This is a genomic window from Serratia sp. D1N4 (genome assembly GCF_054552755.1).
In genome coordinates, this window is record NZ_CM137274.1 from 640,863 (window position 1) to 655,451 (window position 14,589).

The 14,589-nt window shown below is 51.5% G+C and carries 17 protein-coding genes; 4 read left to right on the forward strand and 13 right to left on the reverse strand.

Features of this window, described 5'->3' with window-relative positions:
• Positions 1-299 precede the first annotated feature (299 nt).
• Both ACX1CU_RS02700 and ACX1CU_RS02705 read left to right on the forward strand, forming a co-directional pair.
• Positions 300-716 (forward strand): winged helix-turn-helix domain-containing protein, encoded by a 417-nt coding sequence (locus tag ACX1CU_RS02700; RefSeq protein WP_459401109.1) that lies wholly within the window; start codon positions 300-302, stop codon positions 714-716.
• A 42-nt stretch (positions 717-758) separates the two neighbouring features.
• On the forward strand, positions 759-1,391 hold the full coding sequence (locus ACX1CU_RS02705) for a hypothetical protein (protein WP_459401110.1): 633 nt from the start codon (positions 759-761) through the stop codon (positions 1,389-1,391).
• A gap of 46 nt (positions 1,392-1,437) precedes the next feature.
• Here ACX1CU_RS02705 and ACX1CU_RS02710 read toward each other — a convergent pair whose 3' ends face one another.
• The 9 genes from ACX1CU_RS02710 to pyrB form a co-directional block, all read right to left on the reverse strand.
• Positions 1,438-1,590 (reverse strand): hypothetical protein, encoded by a 153-nt coding sequence (locus ACX1CU_RS02710; RefSeq protein ID WP_459401111.1) that lies wholly within the window; start codon positions 1,588-1,590, stop codon positions 1,438-1,440.
• A 508-nt stretch (positions 1,591-2,098) separates the two neighbouring features.
• Positions 2,099-3,247, reverse strand: coding sequence for a fimbrial protein (locus ACX1CU_RS02715; protein ID WP_459401112.1), 1,149 nt, complete (start codon positions 3,245-3,247; stop codon positions 2,099-2,101).
• 25 nt (positions 3,248-3,272) lie between these two features.
• Positions 3,273-3,992: a fimbrial biogenesis chaperone gene (locus tag ACX1CU_RS02720; protein WP_459401113.1), complete on the reverse strand. Its 720-nt coding sequence runs from the start codon at positions 3,990-3,992 to the stop codon at positions 3,273-3,275.
• 12 nt (positions 3,993-4,004) lie between these two features.
• Complete coding sequence (locus ACX1CU_RS02725) at positions 4,005-6,485, reverse strand: fimbria/pilus outer membrane usher protein (protein ID WP_459401114.1); 2,481 nt, start codon at positions 6,483-6,485, stop codon at positions 4,005-4,007.
• A gap of 71 nt (positions 6,486-6,556) precedes the next feature.
• The gene (locus tag ACX1CU_RS02730) at positions 6,557-7,000 is read right to left on the reverse strand and encodes a fimbrial protein (RefSeq protein WP_459401115.1); all 444 of its coding nucleotides are present in this window, start codon (positions 6,998-7,000) and stop codon (positions 6,557-6,559) included.
• A 152-nt stretch (positions 7,001-7,152) separates the two neighbouring features.
• Positions 7,153-7,674, reverse strand: coding sequence for a fimbrial protein (locus ACX1CU_RS02735; RefSeq protein ID WP_459401116.1), 522 nt, complete (start codon positions 7,672-7,674; stop codon positions 7,153-7,155).
• A gap of 587 nt (positions 7,675-8,261) precedes the next feature.
• A complete protein-coding gene (ridA, locus tag ACX1CU_RS02740; RefSeq protein ID WP_156293981.1) occupies positions 8,262-8,648 on the reverse strand; it encodes a 2-iminobutanoate/2-iminopropanoate deaminase in 387 nt (128 codons plus the stop codon).
• A gap of 177 nt (positions 8,649-8,825) precedes the next feature.
• Positions 8,826-9,290 carry an aspartate carbamoyltransferase regulatory subunit gene (gene pyrI, locus ACX1CU_RS02745; RefSeq protein ID WP_459401117.1) on the reverse strand — a complete coding sequence of 155 codons (465 nt, stop codon included), beginning with the start codon at positions 9,288-9,290 and terminating at the stop codon, positions 8,826-8,828.
• A gap of 12 nt (positions 9,291-9,302) precedes the next feature.
• Entirely contained in the window at positions 9,303-10,238 is a 936-nt protein-coding gene (gene pyrB / locus ACX1CU_RS02750) for an aspartate carbamoyltransferase (protein ID WP_459401118.1), read from the reverse strand.
• Between the two features lie 371 nt (positions 10,239-10,609).
• Between pyrB and ACX1CU_RS02755 the strand changes: the two genes are divergently transcribed.
• Positions 10,610-10,855 (forward strand): type II toxin-antitoxin system CcdA family antitoxin, encoded by a 246-nt coding sequence (locus tag ACX1CU_RS02755; protein WP_156293978.1) that lies wholly within the window; start codon positions 10,610-10,612, stop codon positions 10,853-10,855.
• Positions 10,855-11,169 (forward strand): CcdB family protein, encoded by a 315-nt coding sequence (locus ACX1CU_RS02760; protein ID WP_459401119.1) that lies wholly within the window; start codon positions 10,855-10,857, stop codon positions 11,167-11,169. Before ACX1CU_RS02755 ends, ACX1CU_RS02760 begins: the two co-directional genes overlap by 1 nt.
• Positions 11,170-11,173: 4 nt before the next feature.
• Here ACX1CU_RS02760 and ACX1CU_RS02765 read toward each other — a convergent pair whose 3' ends face one another.
• Genes ACX1CU_RS02765 through ACX1CU_RS02780 form a run of 4 tightly spaced genes read right to left on the reverse strand, consistent with a single transcriptional unit; the run spans position 11,174 to position 14,585 of the window.
• Positions 11,174-11,896: an ABC transporter ATP-binding protein gene (locus ACX1CU_RS02765; protein WP_459401120.1), complete on the reverse strand. Its 723-nt coding sequence runs from the start codon at positions 11,894-11,896 to the stop codon at positions 11,174-11,176.
• Complete coding sequence (locus ACX1CU_RS02770) at positions 11,883-12,719, reverse strand: ABC transporter ATP-binding protein (RefSeq protein WP_459401121.1); 837 nt, start codon at positions 12,717-12,719, stop codon at positions 11,883-11,885. Before ACX1CU_RS02770 ends, ACX1CU_RS02765 begins: the two co-directional genes overlap by 14 nt.
• A complete protein-coding gene (locus tag ACX1CU_RS02775) occupies positions 12,712-13,521 on the reverse strand; it encodes an ABC transporter permease (protein WP_459402709.1) in 810 nt (269 codons plus the stop codon). The genes ACX1CU_RS02770 and ACX1CU_RS02775 overlap by 8 nt, the downstream gene beginning before the upstream one ends.
• 8 nt (positions 13,522-13,529) lie before the next feature.
• Entirely contained in the window at positions 13,530-14,585 is a 1,056-nt protein-coding gene (locus tag ACX1CU_RS02780; RefSeq protein ID WP_459401122.1) for an ABC transporter permease, read from the reverse strand.
• Between the last annotated feature and the right edge of the window lie 4 nt (positions 14,586-14,589).

The window sequence follows — 14,589 nt, forward strand, 5'->3', positions numbered from 1 at the left end:
TAAAGTACAGTAAAAAAGAGGAAAACGCTTACTCTATAACGCGACGAGTAATTAGATTTTAATTCTGAATACCCCTCATTTTTTCACCCCATAGCCACTATATTACTGTTTTTTTGATAAAAAATAGTAAGTCATATAATAATCTGACAAATCATTACATTAAAGTATTGGGATTGTGACACCCAATCTTATAACAGAGAATAGTCTTAGCCAGGAGGTTATTATGGGAGTTTATAACTTTACCGTGATTATATTAATGAGCAGTACTGAGAAGTTGAGTTTTTCAGCAAGGAGTCTGCATGCCGGATAAAAATAACCATTATGGATATTTGATAAAGTTTGATAATGGATGTTGTCTGCAAGTCGACTTATTACATAAAAGCTTATTCAAAGTGACAACCACAAAAAAAGACGAGCCCAGGACTCTTTCAGTCAGGACGACCAAAATGAAGTTGCTTTGTTATCTCCTAGAGAAAGCGAACAACATTATTGTCAGCAGAGAGGAGTTACTGAGTAACGTTTGGGAAGCCAGCAGCTTAAGTTCTTCTTATCCACGATTGTTACAAGTGGTGAAGAAATTAGAAGAAGACCTCCAGTATTTAGGCGTACCTGATGATTTTATCAATTACTCCCGAGGTGAAGGTTATAGCATAACCTGTAAATATATATTAAAGCTTTATTTCAAGACAGAAGGCGATTGTAGCGTTGTCAGTTAAGCAATAGCACTTTCAACGTGTCGTAAATGATAAGGAAATAACATGAAGATAGTAAAATCACTAAACGTTGCATTACTTGATGAGGATAAGTTCTCAAGTTTAGGAATGAAGGCGTTACTTCAAGACGTCTATTCTCCTGTGGCAAAGGTGGATGTTTTTCATTCATTTAATGAGTTGGCAGAGATGCCATCCTCTGATTGGGATGTTATTATTATCGATATGAGTGGTATTGAATTCACGCTATTAGCCGTTTTTACCTGGCTGGATGAGGTTTACGAGTCTCATAAGAAACGACCCAAAGTGCTTTTTACACATAGGTACCCCGAAGGGCAGTTTCCGATAGCGATTCTGAAATTCTACTCTTGTAGTATTTACAATAAAGCAGAGCCAGTTTTGGCTTTGCTACGTAAAGTTAATAACATACTTCACATCACAGATTCAAAACGAGTAAAAAGGCCCTATATTACCAGAACGGAGAAAGCCGTCTTGGTGGAGTTAGCCAAGAGAAAGAGTATTAATTATTTGAGCCAAAGCAGTGGCAGAGAGCAAAAGACGTTGTATAGCCATAAAAACTCAGCCTTGGCGAAGCTTGGCGTCACGTCTTCAGATCATTTTTTTGCTAATTATAACGGCGAGCAATTTTCTGCGTTAATGAAGCTTTCCTGTTTCGCTTAATGATAATCACGGGGCTTGTCAATTATTCTGTGTAATTGTGAATACATCAACGGTGATCGCTCGGACGATCACCGAACCCGAGAGTAAAACCGCGCATTACCCCCATCGCCAGTTCTGTCGCTGCATCCTCCACTTTTCGACGTGCCAGATAACCCCCCACCTTTAACACATCTATGCTTGTGAATTTATTCAGTGCCATTAGCACCGCACCGCCTGTCTGCCTCTTTTCAGTGCAGTGAATCTGAGTTACTGCTAACTCCTATCCAATAGAACTTTCAGAAATTTGGGGTTGCTACCCAGAGCAAAGCGCAGGGCGTAGTTAATCACGCCGCCACAGTAGCGAACCTTAACCACAACCCAGTCAAGATAAACACTGGGATCGGTGAGCCTAGCAACCGGTTCGGTCATTCCGTTTAATCCGTTGTGGTGTAAAGGGGCTTTTACAATCATGGGGTGCATTCGGCTCACTTTTGCCCGCGTGACAGAACCGCGTTTGGGATGGGGAGACATTATGGAGATGGGGCTGGTTTTGGCGGCATTTTTCTCATGCCCTAGAGGGGGAGTAAAGCGTTGATCTGTGCTCAACGCTTTACTGCAACGGGAATGATGGAGGATATATTCAGGTATTCAATGATAGTTAATGACGAATACCTGCCTTTATCATTGAGTCATAGCGCCTATCTTATGTTCAAGCATTCCGCGGAAACTTAAGGGTAAGCGATGGTGAAAATAGCATCAGCTTTTACCTCGCCCGCTTTCAGCTCGGCATTGGTACGAATATATTTAGCCGTTAAATTCAGTGGAATTGAACTGCCGTCTGCCGATGAGGTGCCAACTAAGAACTGCCCCACGTTGCTGCCGCTGACGCTGGTGTTCTGTGCACCAAACTGCACTAAATTCCCGCCACTTTTTTCAATCACTATTCCCACTCCGGCGGCGGTACTTGCTGCAGATAACCCCAACGTTGTAGAACGATTGGCTTTGTTATTACTGTCAGTAAATGTGATATAGGGTTTGGCATCTTTACCGCAGTTACCCAATGGGATGGAAAACGACTTGCTGCCACTCATATCGCCGTTGTTTTTGAGGGTCGAGCTGTCCACATCCGGTAAAGGCACGGCAATGTTGGTGCCGCCTAAATCGCAGGTCGGGTTTTTCGGCACAGGTAATGGAGGGATAACCGCAGCTCCCCCGCCTTCTGGCGTCAAGGCACTTGCCCCTATAAACGCTTGATAGTTAATACAACGACCGACACCTGCGGAGAGATTTTGGTCATCCCAGGCTTTTTGGTTACCAAAGGCGATGGCGACGCCTGCGCTGCCGAGGCTGGTGATCTGCCCCCCGGTGTAGATTGCAGCATTAGTCACCACCAGTTCCTGCAACCAGTAATCTGTGGCGGTAAGATTGTTGCCTGCGGTAGAAACCGTGCGGACGTTGAGTTTGTTGAATAGAGTGGTATTGGTAAACCCACCTGGCGAGCTGCCGATATTGGACATGCGAAAACCAACGCCGGGCAGTAGATTCGCCGCGCTACTCGTACTACTCACTGGCACAGTATTATAGGTACTGTTGTAGTTCCCTTGTTGATACCAGCTCCCGGTTATCAAGGTATCAGCCGTGTTACCGGTTTTGTTATATTTAAAGGAGGTGGTTAAAACGCGGGAGGCCAGTACGGTCCCGTTGGTTAACGTGGTAGGCAACGATTGCACTACGTAAGGGCCAGCGCTCATGGTTCCTGCGGCGCAACTGCCCGCAGTGATAGCGGCCATACTCGGCAGGCTATACGACGTTAGGCAGATAGCACCCGCCATCAGTGCTATTTTGCGCAGGCTATGTACAAACCTATCCCTTTTCATGTCTCTTCTCCCTGGCAATCGCCATTTATGCCGGTTTTACTACGTGGCAATGACCTGCGTTACAGCTGAAATTCAGTACCGGTCGGCCACCGTAATCATTAACGTAAGTCAAGGTCGGCTGGTTGAAATGGTTCGATTTCAATTCATCGGTGGATTTAGGGGCGATCATCAATGGCTGAAAATTGTCATCAGCTTTGGTGCTATCTTTCTCTGCCAACCCAATAACCGTCAGGTAATAAGGGGTTGGGTTTTCAATCCGGTAACCCTGCGCCGTTTTTTGCAGCTTCACTTGTTCCTGCAAGACCTCACCTTTTTTAGGGGCAATCCCCTGCGGGCGGTAAAACAGTTTGATCTGTGTTTGTAACGCGATCTGCATCACGTTGCCTTTCTCGCTGCGAGGAGGAATTTCACGCAGGTTGAAGTAGAACAGCGATTCGCGATCCTGAGGCAGAGCCATTGCCTCCGGTGAGGCAGCGATCCGCACGGCGCTTTTACCGCCGGGCTCTAGCCGTTGTACCGGCGGGGTGACGACCAGCGGGGTAGTGACCTTCTGATGCTGGGCATTCTCAATCCACGCCTGTGCCAGATAAGGCAACTCTTTATTTTCATTACTGATATTCAGGCTGACCGACTTACTCTGTCCGTCATAAATCACCCGGGTGCGATCTAGGGCGATAGCCGCATCGGCTGCCTGGCTCCCCAGGAACAGCACGGTTAACAAGGCGATTTTCTGTCTGATTTTCATACTCTTACTTACCTATTTCATTGGGTGGCAGGGCAGTAGCAATTGCGACTGCGCCTGTATTCTTTCTGGTACATTGACCTGGCACTGTTTGCTGCCATTCCAGGTGATATCCAGCGTCTCTCCGGCTGAAATACCACTCAGATAGGCGAATCCATCATCACTGACGATCGCCAGTTCCTGGCCCTTACTGTTCGTCACACTGCTGCCGAAGGGCGGATAACTGCCATCAGCCTGGCGCAGTGTCGCGATGGCCTTGAGGCCTTTGACGACGCTAAACTGCCGATAGCCGATGGCCCCTTCCGTCAAGGCCGACTCAACAACCGGCTGACGGGCTTCAACATCTTCAGCCAATTGGTTGATATCGATCCGCGTGTCGGTGCGGTAATAGCTCGGGACATCGTTGAGCACCGCGATACCAAATGCATTGGAACGGAGGCTGCGTCCTTCAATTGGCACTCCGGCTACGCCGTCGGTATTGACCATCAGGCGGGTGCCGCCATTCATATTGTTGCTATGCAGCGCAGCGCCTTTGGCCGTCAGCGTGGCTCCGCCTTTCAGCGCCAGGCCATACGAGGTGAAATTATCCTGGGCATAGCTACTGTTCAGGCTGAGTTCAGCGATGCTGCTCCGCTGGTTATAAAAGCCGCTGAACTGACCTTTGGCACCGCCCTGTTGCTGGTTATTCAACCCCGCGCTCAGACGGTAATTGCTGTCCTGACCGCTGTTGTTGATATAGCTGACGGTCTGGTTATAACCTCTCCGGTTATGTTGCCCGCTGTAAGTCATATTCTGTTGGCCCCCGAGTGGGACCGAAAAGCTCAGGAATAGGCTGTCATCATTCACGCCATTATTTTTGCTACGGCCTGCGGACAGGTTGGCCGCCACATCTTTAATATCAAACACGTCAAAATAACGGTTGAGAGAGAGGCTGTAATTGTCTGTAGCCTGTTGATCCCAATATGTCTGATGGCTGTAAGAGAGATACAGGCTGAGCCGGGCATCAGAAAAGTTTTTATTGGCCGTAATGGTGTACATCTCTTTGTCATTGCCGCGGCTATTGCCGTGGTAACGGATATCGAGATATTGGTCCATCGTCATAAACTGGCGCTGCGAGAAACGGTAACCCGCAAAGGCTATTTCACTGTCCAACTGGTCAAAGCGCTTGGCATAGTTCAGGCGGAACGACTTCCCCTGTAGTGATGCCTGTTGCGGTAAATTCATCGCCCAGGATTGGGTAACGTCGGCTGACAGTGCTCCCAGAGCGAACAGATCGCGGCCAATCCCCATGGACAGAGAGTTGTAATCACCGGCAGCAATACCGCCGCCGTACAGTGACCAACTGTTGCTCATGCCCCAGGAGAGCTCGCCGCTGGCAAACGCTGGCCCTTCTAGGTTACGGCCAGAGTTTGATGGCCGCCCGACGGCAGTTTTGTAACGTATCGCTCCTGGCCTGGTCAGGTAGGGAATGGTGGCGGTGTTGACCTGGAAGGTCTGCACGCTGCCATCCTGTTCTTCTACCCGCACATCCAGCAATCCATTCACTGAACTGCTCAGATCCTGAATGCGAAACGGCCCGGAAGGCACCGTGGTCTGGTACAACAGCCGCCCTTGCTGACTGACCGTGACTTTGGCATTGGTACGGGCAATACCACTGACCTCTGGTGCATAACCACGTAGATTTGGTGGCAACATGCGCTCGTCGCTGGCCAGGCTCAGGCCGGTATAGCGGAAAGTGTTAAAAATATCCGACGTGAAATAATTTTCTCCTAACGTTAACGTTGCCGCCAGCGAGCGTATAGCACGGAACAGATACACCCGGTTCCAGTCAAAGTTGTGTTGGGATTGGCTATTGCTGCCGCCAATGTCGGTGTAATTACCTTGATAATCGCCGCGCAAGCGCCATGGGCCCAGGTTCGCTCCTGCCGTGCCGTTCAGGCTGGCACTATTGATAGATGCGCCATGCTGGGGTCTGCTGACCAAGCTGTTCAGGTTATAGTCCAGCAACATACCGGAGATACCATCATCCCAGCGCGAGGGGGGCAGCCAGTTTTGATCGCTGTATTCCAGCCACGCCTGAGGGATGGTGATATATAAGACACCGGCCCCGAGATCGGTCCTGGTGATCACGCCATCGAGCGCGTTCAAGTCCGCACAGGTATTGTTATGCCAATAGCTGACTTTTTCCGCGATATTGGGTTTCATCCCAAGCAAAGTCACCACATTCTCCGTCAGGCAAGGTTCGCTGCTGTCTGGTTTATCCTCACGAGGAAGAAAAGTGACAGTCTGTTCAGGTAAACCATGCTGATTAACGTTGATGACCAAGGGGTAGTGCCCAGGCATCACGTAACCAGAAGTGGTAAAGCGTGATAAGTCGATATTCTGCTTATCTTCGATATCTAAGACATCGGTGTTGAATTCTATGGCATGCGTAGCGCCACTGAGCCCCATCAATGATGTCGCAAATGTAACGCAGAGTGTTTTGACACAATCCATTGTATGGCTCATATAAATGGCTCGATTATCTCTTTCACGAACCGATAGTCAGTATCCATTCATGAAGGTATTTATTGATACACCAGTGTGAAATGCACGGCTGTTTGAAATGTTCCAGGTTTGACCTGTTGCGATGTTTTAAGTAAATGTAGCGAGTAATTTAGTTTTTTATTTTCTGCAGCCTGTTCATTTATCTTCATCATTGCGCCTGGGATAACTGCATGACCCTGTTCATCGTGGATTTCGAAGGCTAACCCTTGGCTAGCTTCACCCAGACTGAATAAGGTGTTTCCTGGCGTGCTTGGCCCGTCGAACTTCAGGCTAAACGTATGCTGCGCGCCCCCTGCTGATTGCGAGGTTGCTAAAATGCAGCTGACTAAATTAATGGTAAAGGGGTATATAATTGGGGTGTCAGCCTCTTCGATTTGTTCTTGAGTAATAACACCTAAGTCAACGGTTTGCTCAGCATTATCAGAGGATATGCTACAAGCCGGATTAATAATGACCCCATTCATATTCACCCGGCCATGCTGTTCCCGTACTGCAAACGTTGTAGAGGAAGATATCAGGCAGAATAGTAATAACAGAGGTCTCAACATACTTATCTTTAACACCATTATTGTTTAGTGATAAAGCATACGGCCGAAGCCGCATGCTTTGGCAACAATTACTGATAAGCCAGAGTAAAGTTGGCGATGCTGGTGAATGAACCCGGCTTCACGCTGTCTGGAGTTGCGCTTTTACCTTTCAGGTAAGCGGAGAACAGCAAAGTGTTGTTACCATTGCTCAGCAGGCGTGCAGCAGAGGCCTGGCCAAGCTTGATTGCAGTACCGCTACCGTCGGTGATCACGATACCTGCACCTTGTGCATCACCAACGATGCCAAGCATGTCGCCATCGGCAGTGCCATTAAAGGTGATAGAAACGTTCTTCAGCGTGGAAACGTCGCACTTTTCCAGATCGATAGTGAAGGTCTGTGGTGTAGAAGTACCTTGGTTAGCCAGAAGCGCTGCGGAAACCTGACCCAACGGAACAACCTGATCTGAAGTCTGTGGGGTAATTGAACATGGTGCATCAATAATAGAACCGGTAAAGGTTACGGTACCTGAACCTTGATCGGCAGCATGTACAGCAAATGCTGAAGCTGAAATCAATGCTGCGGCCAGTACGTTCATTTTGAAGTTAGACATAAATAATCCTTTATTTTCTTTAGGTTAAAATAAGTTAAAATAATGCAACGATTCATTGTAGGTAATGGCACATTGACATCATGATTCTAGGGTGTGAATTATCTCGATGGAATTAAAGCTATCGTCAGAGTTAAAATCTATTTTAATTAGGATTCTTCCTTGTAATCTTTACTGCGTTGTTAATAGCAGTGTATGGTGATTAACATTAAAATAAAATCTATTTGCACTCTTTTAAATATGCGGTTATTTCAGTTCGTTTAATTCAGGATGCGAAGATTACGTGGTTTTTAATCTGTGGTCAATGTGCTAAAGCATGCATAATAGGCTGCTTTGGATTGTTTTTGTAGTGTTTTGTGCTTATGTAATGCCGAATATATAAATTATATTATCTGCTCAATTGGAATTATCCGAACTAAATGTTTGTTGTTGAGGTTTTAGATGGATTTAAATATTAAATTTCGCTGTCGTTGATATAAAAGGGAAAATATATTCACAGCACATTGAGGAGTATGGAAACATCAAATGATGCAATACCTACAAAATAAAACGGCCAGCCAAGGCTAGCCGTATCAACTATCGCGCGGGGATTAACGGCGAACGGCGATGGCTTCGATCTCGATTTTCACGTCTTTTGGCAAGCGCGCCACTTCCACGCAGGAGCGTGCTGGGAATGAGGCCTGGTGTTCGGTGAAGAAGGCTTCATAGGTAGCGTTAACGGTGGCGAAATCGTTCAGATCTTTCACGAAAACGGTGGTTTTAACGATATCGCCCACTTTCAGGCCTGCGGCTTCGACGATCGCTTTGACGTTTTCCAGTGACTGGCGGGCCTGAGCGGCAACGTCATCGGCGACTGCACCGGTTTTTGGGTCTACCGGGATCTGGCCGGAAGTGATGATCATACTGCCCAGATCAACGCCCTGTACGTAAGGCCCAATGGCGGCTGGCGCGAGTTCAGTGCTGATGTTACGTGACATTTTATCTCCTGATGGTAGATAACACCGTTCACTTAAGCGCAATGCTCAAGGTAACGCCCCCTCTCCCCGTGGGAGAGGGAACTCACTGAACAGTGTTGTGATGGCGAAGCATGATTTTTTTCAGAAATCCCATTATAGGGAGTGGCGGGCAGATTAACAGCGCCACTCCTGGGGAAATCAATCTGCCTGCAAGACGACCTGATGCTCGAACTCTTTCTCGCAGTAGCGGCATTTTAAATACACTTCGCCCGCGCGGGACTTCACGCTGAAGCTGGAAGCCACCGGCTCGCTGCGGCTGATGCAGTTGCTGTTCGGGCAGGTCAGTACGCCATCGATATGATCCGGCAGGCTGAGGTTCAGCTTCAGCACTACTTCGTAATTGTCGATGCGGTTGACCGTGGCCTTGGGCGCATACATCGCCAGCTGGTTTGCCTGCTGCTCGGTCAGGAAAGTATTCTCGATTTTGATCAGATCTTTGCGGCCCAACTCGCGCGAAGGCAGGTTCAGCCCGATGGTGATACGTTGATCGGTATCGGTCAGTTTGAACAGCGACAGCAGCTTAAAGCCGATACGCGCCGGAATATGGTCGATCACCGTGCCGCATTTGATCGCTTCAACCTGGAGTTTATTATCGTGAGTCATGACGGTTCCCCCTTAAAGAGCCAAATCTGCGTTTAATACCAGTGCCAACAGCGCCTGCCGGGCGAAAATGCCGTTGCCCGCCTGCTGGAAATAGTGCGCGTACGGCGTTTTATCCACATCGGTGGTGATCTCATCAATCCGTGGCAGCGGGTGCAGCACTTTCATGTTGTCGCGAGCCCCTTCCAGGTCTGTCGCCCGCAGCACGAACTGGGCTTTCACGTTGGCGTATTCGGAAGGATCGAGGCGCTCTTTCTGCACGCGGGTCATGTACAGAATGTCCAGCTCCGGTACCACTTCTTCAATGCTGTTGTGGTGGCTGTAGGTAATACCTTTTTCTTCCAGCATCTTCAGCAGGTAGCCCGGCATCGCCAGTGCGTCCGGGGCGATAAAGAAGAAATGGTTGCCGTCGTATTTAGCCAGCGCTTGCGCCAGCGAATGGACGGTGCGGCCATATTTCAGATCGCCCACCATGGCGATGTTGATGTTGCTCAGCCGACCTTGGGTTTCCTGAATGGTGAACAGGTCTAGCAGGGTTTGGGTAGGGTGCTGGTTGGAACCGTCGCCGGCATTCAACACCGGGATACCGCCAGCGAATTCCGCCGCCAGGCGTGAAGCTCCTTCCTGCGGGTGGCGCATCACGATGGCATCCACATAGGTGCTGATCACCGAGATGGTATCGGCCAGCGTTTCGCCTTTCTTGCCGAGGGAGGTGTTGGTGCTGTCAGAGAAGCCGACCACCGACGCCCCCAGGCGCTGCATGGCGCTTTCAAACGACAGGCGGGTGCGCGTTGACGCTTCAAAGAAGCAACTGGCGATCACCTTGTGTTTAAGCAACTCCGGCTGCGGATTGGCTTTCAGGCTGGCGGCGGTGCGCAGCACCAGTTCCAGATCCTCGCGGCTGAGATCGTTAATAGAGATGATGTTTTTGCGATATAGCGGGTTGGCCATGTTCACTCTCCTCGACTCGTGCCCTTGGCGTGGGGCAGTTCTTAAGGCAAAAAAAAGCCCCTCAATGAGGGGCTTAAATAATGAGATCATGCAACAGGAGAAACAACGGCTGCTGGCTGCCGATGGGCAGTCGGTTTTGTCGATGGTTGCGAACAAAACAAGCGGCGTTTTTCATGCTTTCTCCTGGCAAATTGTCGCGCATTATACTCGTGCTTTTCGTCACTGCAAGCGCTAAAACATCACTTTTTGCCCTTTCGCAACCGATTGGCTGTTGAGAGAGGGCGTAGCCAATATGGATGTTGGCTATTTGTTAGGCTGAGAAAGATAGTGTATATTAAATGTGCATGACTGATGCGCATGATGGAGGTGTTATGAAACGCTCTGAAGTTTCTAAAGCCGTAAAAAAACCAACCAATGTTTCTGTTGATGTCGAGTTATTGGCAGAGGCCAGAAAATTCAATATCAACCTATCCGCGACGTTAGATGCGGCATTACACCGTGCTGTCGCTGAACGTAAGCGTGAAGAATGGCTGAGGCAGAATCAGGAAGGGCTTCTGCTTTGTAACGAAGTTGCCGAGGAGTATGGACTTTTTTCGGATGAGCACAGGGAGTTATAATGCAGCAATTCACGCTTTATGAAAACCGGGGTAATAACCGTATTAATTACCCCTATTTTATTGATATACAAAATGATTTATTAAGTCAGCTCGATAGCCGAATTGTGCTTCCCCTCGTTGAATTGGCAAACTTCAGAGATAAATTCCCTGCTAATCTCTGCCCGAAAGTCAGGGTTGATGGTGAGGTATTTATTATCCTTACCCACCAATTGACCACAGTTCCCATCAAATCACTCACCCATCCGGCTGGCTCTTTAGTTGAATACCGCAATACCATTATCTCTGCGTTGGATTTCTTGATTACCGGTATCTAATGGTTTAATGCTGCACGCTATGATGCTTGCCCGCTTGCAAATCCCCTCGGTTGAAATGGCGCACAATATGGCCGTTTTCCATCAGCGCGGCGCGTTCAGACATATGGGCGATCACCTCGCCGTCGTGGCTGACCAGTAGATAGGTCATGCCGTGCTCGCGCTTCAGGTGGTTGAGCAGGTTGAGGATCTCCGCCTGCACCGACATATCCAGCGCCGACGTAGGTTCATCGAGCAGTAACAGCTTGGGCCGCAGCAGCAAGGCGCGGGCTATTGCCACCCGTTGGCGTTGGCCGCCAGAAAGCTGGTGCGGGTAACGTTCGGCCATCGCTGCGTTCAAACCGACCTGCTGCAAGGCTTCGTTGATGCGCGCCGGGATCTGTTTTTCGCCGTGGATCTTCAGCGGTTCCCCCAGCGTGCGGCTAATCTTGTGCTGCGGATGCAGCGAGGCGTAAGGATCCTGAAACACCATCTGCACATCACGGCGCAGCTGGCCGGTGAAGCGCTGCAACGGCTGAATCGCCTGGCCGAGTAGCCGCACTTCGCCGCACCACTCGCGTTGCAGGCCTGCCAGCACGCGCAATACGGTGGATTTACCGCAGCCGGAGGCCCCAATCAGGCTGAAGGTTTCCCCGGCCTCGACGGCAAAACTCACCGATTCCACGGCGATTTTTTGGCCGTGGCCCTGCGGGAAACTGACCTGTAGGTTTTCAATTTCAATCAGCGCCATGTTCGCTCCGGGTAAAATCGATGCTGCGATCCAGCACCGGCAGTTCCTGGCCATAGGTGGCGGCGCTCGGGCGGCAGGCCCACAGCGTGCGGGTATAGGGGTGAGTTGCCAGCGGCAGATCGGCGGCGATGCCTTGATCCACCAGTTTGCCCTGATACATCACCAACACCCGATCGCAGCGCGCTGCCACCAGCGGCAGATCGTGGCTGATCAGCAGCAGGCCCATATTGCGCCGCGCGGTTTGTTCGACGATCAGATCGAGGATCTGATTACGCAGCCGGGCGTCCAGCGCAGAAGTGGGTTCGTCGGCAATCAGCAGTTGCGGATCGTTAACCAGCGCAATCGCCAGCATGGCACGCTGGCCCATGCCGCCGGAAAGCTGGCCAGGATAGCTGTGGTAGATATTCTCCGGCAAACCAACGGCGGCCAGGGAGTTCAACACGCGCTCATGGCGATCGGCGCGGGTCAGGGAATGATGCAGCGTCAGAGACTCTTCGATCTGTTTGCCAATGCTGCGCACCGGGTTCAACGCATAGCGCGGATCCTGCAACACCATAGCGATTTTGGCACCGCGTACCTCGTTCCACTGGCGCGGTTTCAGCGCCAGCAGATCGGTTTGGCGATAGCGCAAGGTATCGGCGCTGACGATGCCCGGTTTACGCACCAGCCCCATCAGCGCACGGGCGGTCATCGATTTGCCGGAACCCGATTCCCCGACCAATGCCACCTTTTCCCGGCCAATCGTCAGCGCAAGGTTATCCACCACGTTGTGGCCGTTAAAGTTGATGCAGAGATTGCGTGCTACCAAAAGTGGCTCAGTCATGATGCGGATCCAGTAAGTCGCGCAGGCCATCGCCCAGCAGGTTAAACGCCAGGCTGCTGATCAGGATCGCACAGCCAGGGATCGCAGCGATCCACCATTGATCGAAGATCACCTGCATGCCGTCGGCCACCATCGAACCCCATTCGGCCATCGGCGGTCGTGCTCCCAAACCGAGAAAACCCAGCCCGGCAGCGGCGAGAATAATGCCAGCCAGATCGAGCGCCAGCCGGACGACGGCAGAAGGCAGGCACATCGGCAGAATATGGCCCCACAGCAGGCGCGGCCCCTGAATGCCCATCATTTCGGCGGCGGCCAGATAGTCGCTTTTGCGCAGCAACTGGATCTCGGCCCGCGCCTGACGGGCATAGGCGGGCCAAGTGGTGAGTGCCAGCGCCAGTGCGCCGTTGACCAACCCTGGCCCGAGCATCGCCACAAAGGCGAATGCCAGAATCAGCCGTGGCATCGACATCACCACGTCGGTAAAACGCATCAATACGCGCTCCAACCAGCCGCCGTAATAGCCGGAAAGCACGCCGATCAGCAGACCGAGCGGCAGGGTAATCACCGTCACCAGCAGCACCAGCCCGAACGTTGGTCGGGTGCCGTAGATCAGGCGTGAAAGCACATCGCGGCCATAGCCATCGGTGCCGAGCCAGTGGCCTGCACCCGGTGGCAGCAGGCGGTTGGCGGCGTTCTGCCAGTTAGGGTCAACCGGGGCCAGCCAGGGGGCGAACAGGGCGATCAGCACCAGCGCCAGTAGGATCAGCGCACCGCAGGTGGCAGAAGGGGAACGTTTGAGCATCGCGATCGTCATCTTGGCCGCGTCCTTGGGTCGATCGCGCGTACCAGCAGATCGGTGAGGGTGTTGATCAGCACAAAGCACAGGCCGATCAGCAGGGTACCGCCCATGATGGCGGTGGTATCACCGGCAAACAGCGCGGTAGTGAGGTAGCGGCCAATACCGGGCCAGGAGAACACTGTTTCGGTCAGCACCGCGCCTTCCAGCATGCTGGTGTAAGACAGAGCGATCACCGTCAGCAGCGTGCCGCCGATATTCGGCAGTACATGGCACAGCATTATGCGCATCTCGCTGGCACCCTTGGCGCGCGCCAGCGTGACGTATTCTTTATTCAGTTCACTCAGGCAGGCCGAGCGCGTCAGGCGGGTGATGCTGGCCAGTGAGTAATAGGCCAGCAGGCAGACCGGCAGCACCAGGTGCGCCAGCGCATTACGCACCGCGCTAATATCGCCAGAAAGCCAGGTGTCGATCAGCGCGAAACCGGTTTTGCTCTCCACGCTGTATTGGTAGATATCGTCCAGCCGCCCCGGCCCGGCGCTCCACTGCAGTTTGGCGTAAAACAGCAGCAACATCAGCAGCCCTAGCCAGAAGATTGGCACCGAGTTGCCGAGCAGGGTGATAAAACGCACGAAGATATCCAGCTTGCTACCGGCAAAACGGGCGCACAGTACGCCGAACAGCACGCCGAGCGGTGCGCCAATCACCAGAGACAGTGTGGCAAGTTCCAGTGTGGCGGGGAAGGCGTGCAGCAGATCCTGCAACACCGGCTGACCGGTGGCGCTGGCGGTGCCGAGATCGCCATGCGCCAGCCGCTCCAGATAGTGCCAAAACTGCACCGGCAATGAGCGATCCAGCCCGAGCTGATGTTTTACCTGTTCATAGGTGGCGGCGCTGGCGTGATCGCCGACGATCTGCAACACCCGATCAACCGGCGATAGCGCCGAAAGCAGAAAGGTGATTAACAGCAGGCCGAACAGGGTCAGCACCAGCGTAAGCAGGCTCTGGGCCAACCCCCAAATATGACGCCGGGAAGGGCTCCCCGGCGTGGGTTTTATTGCTACCGACATGACA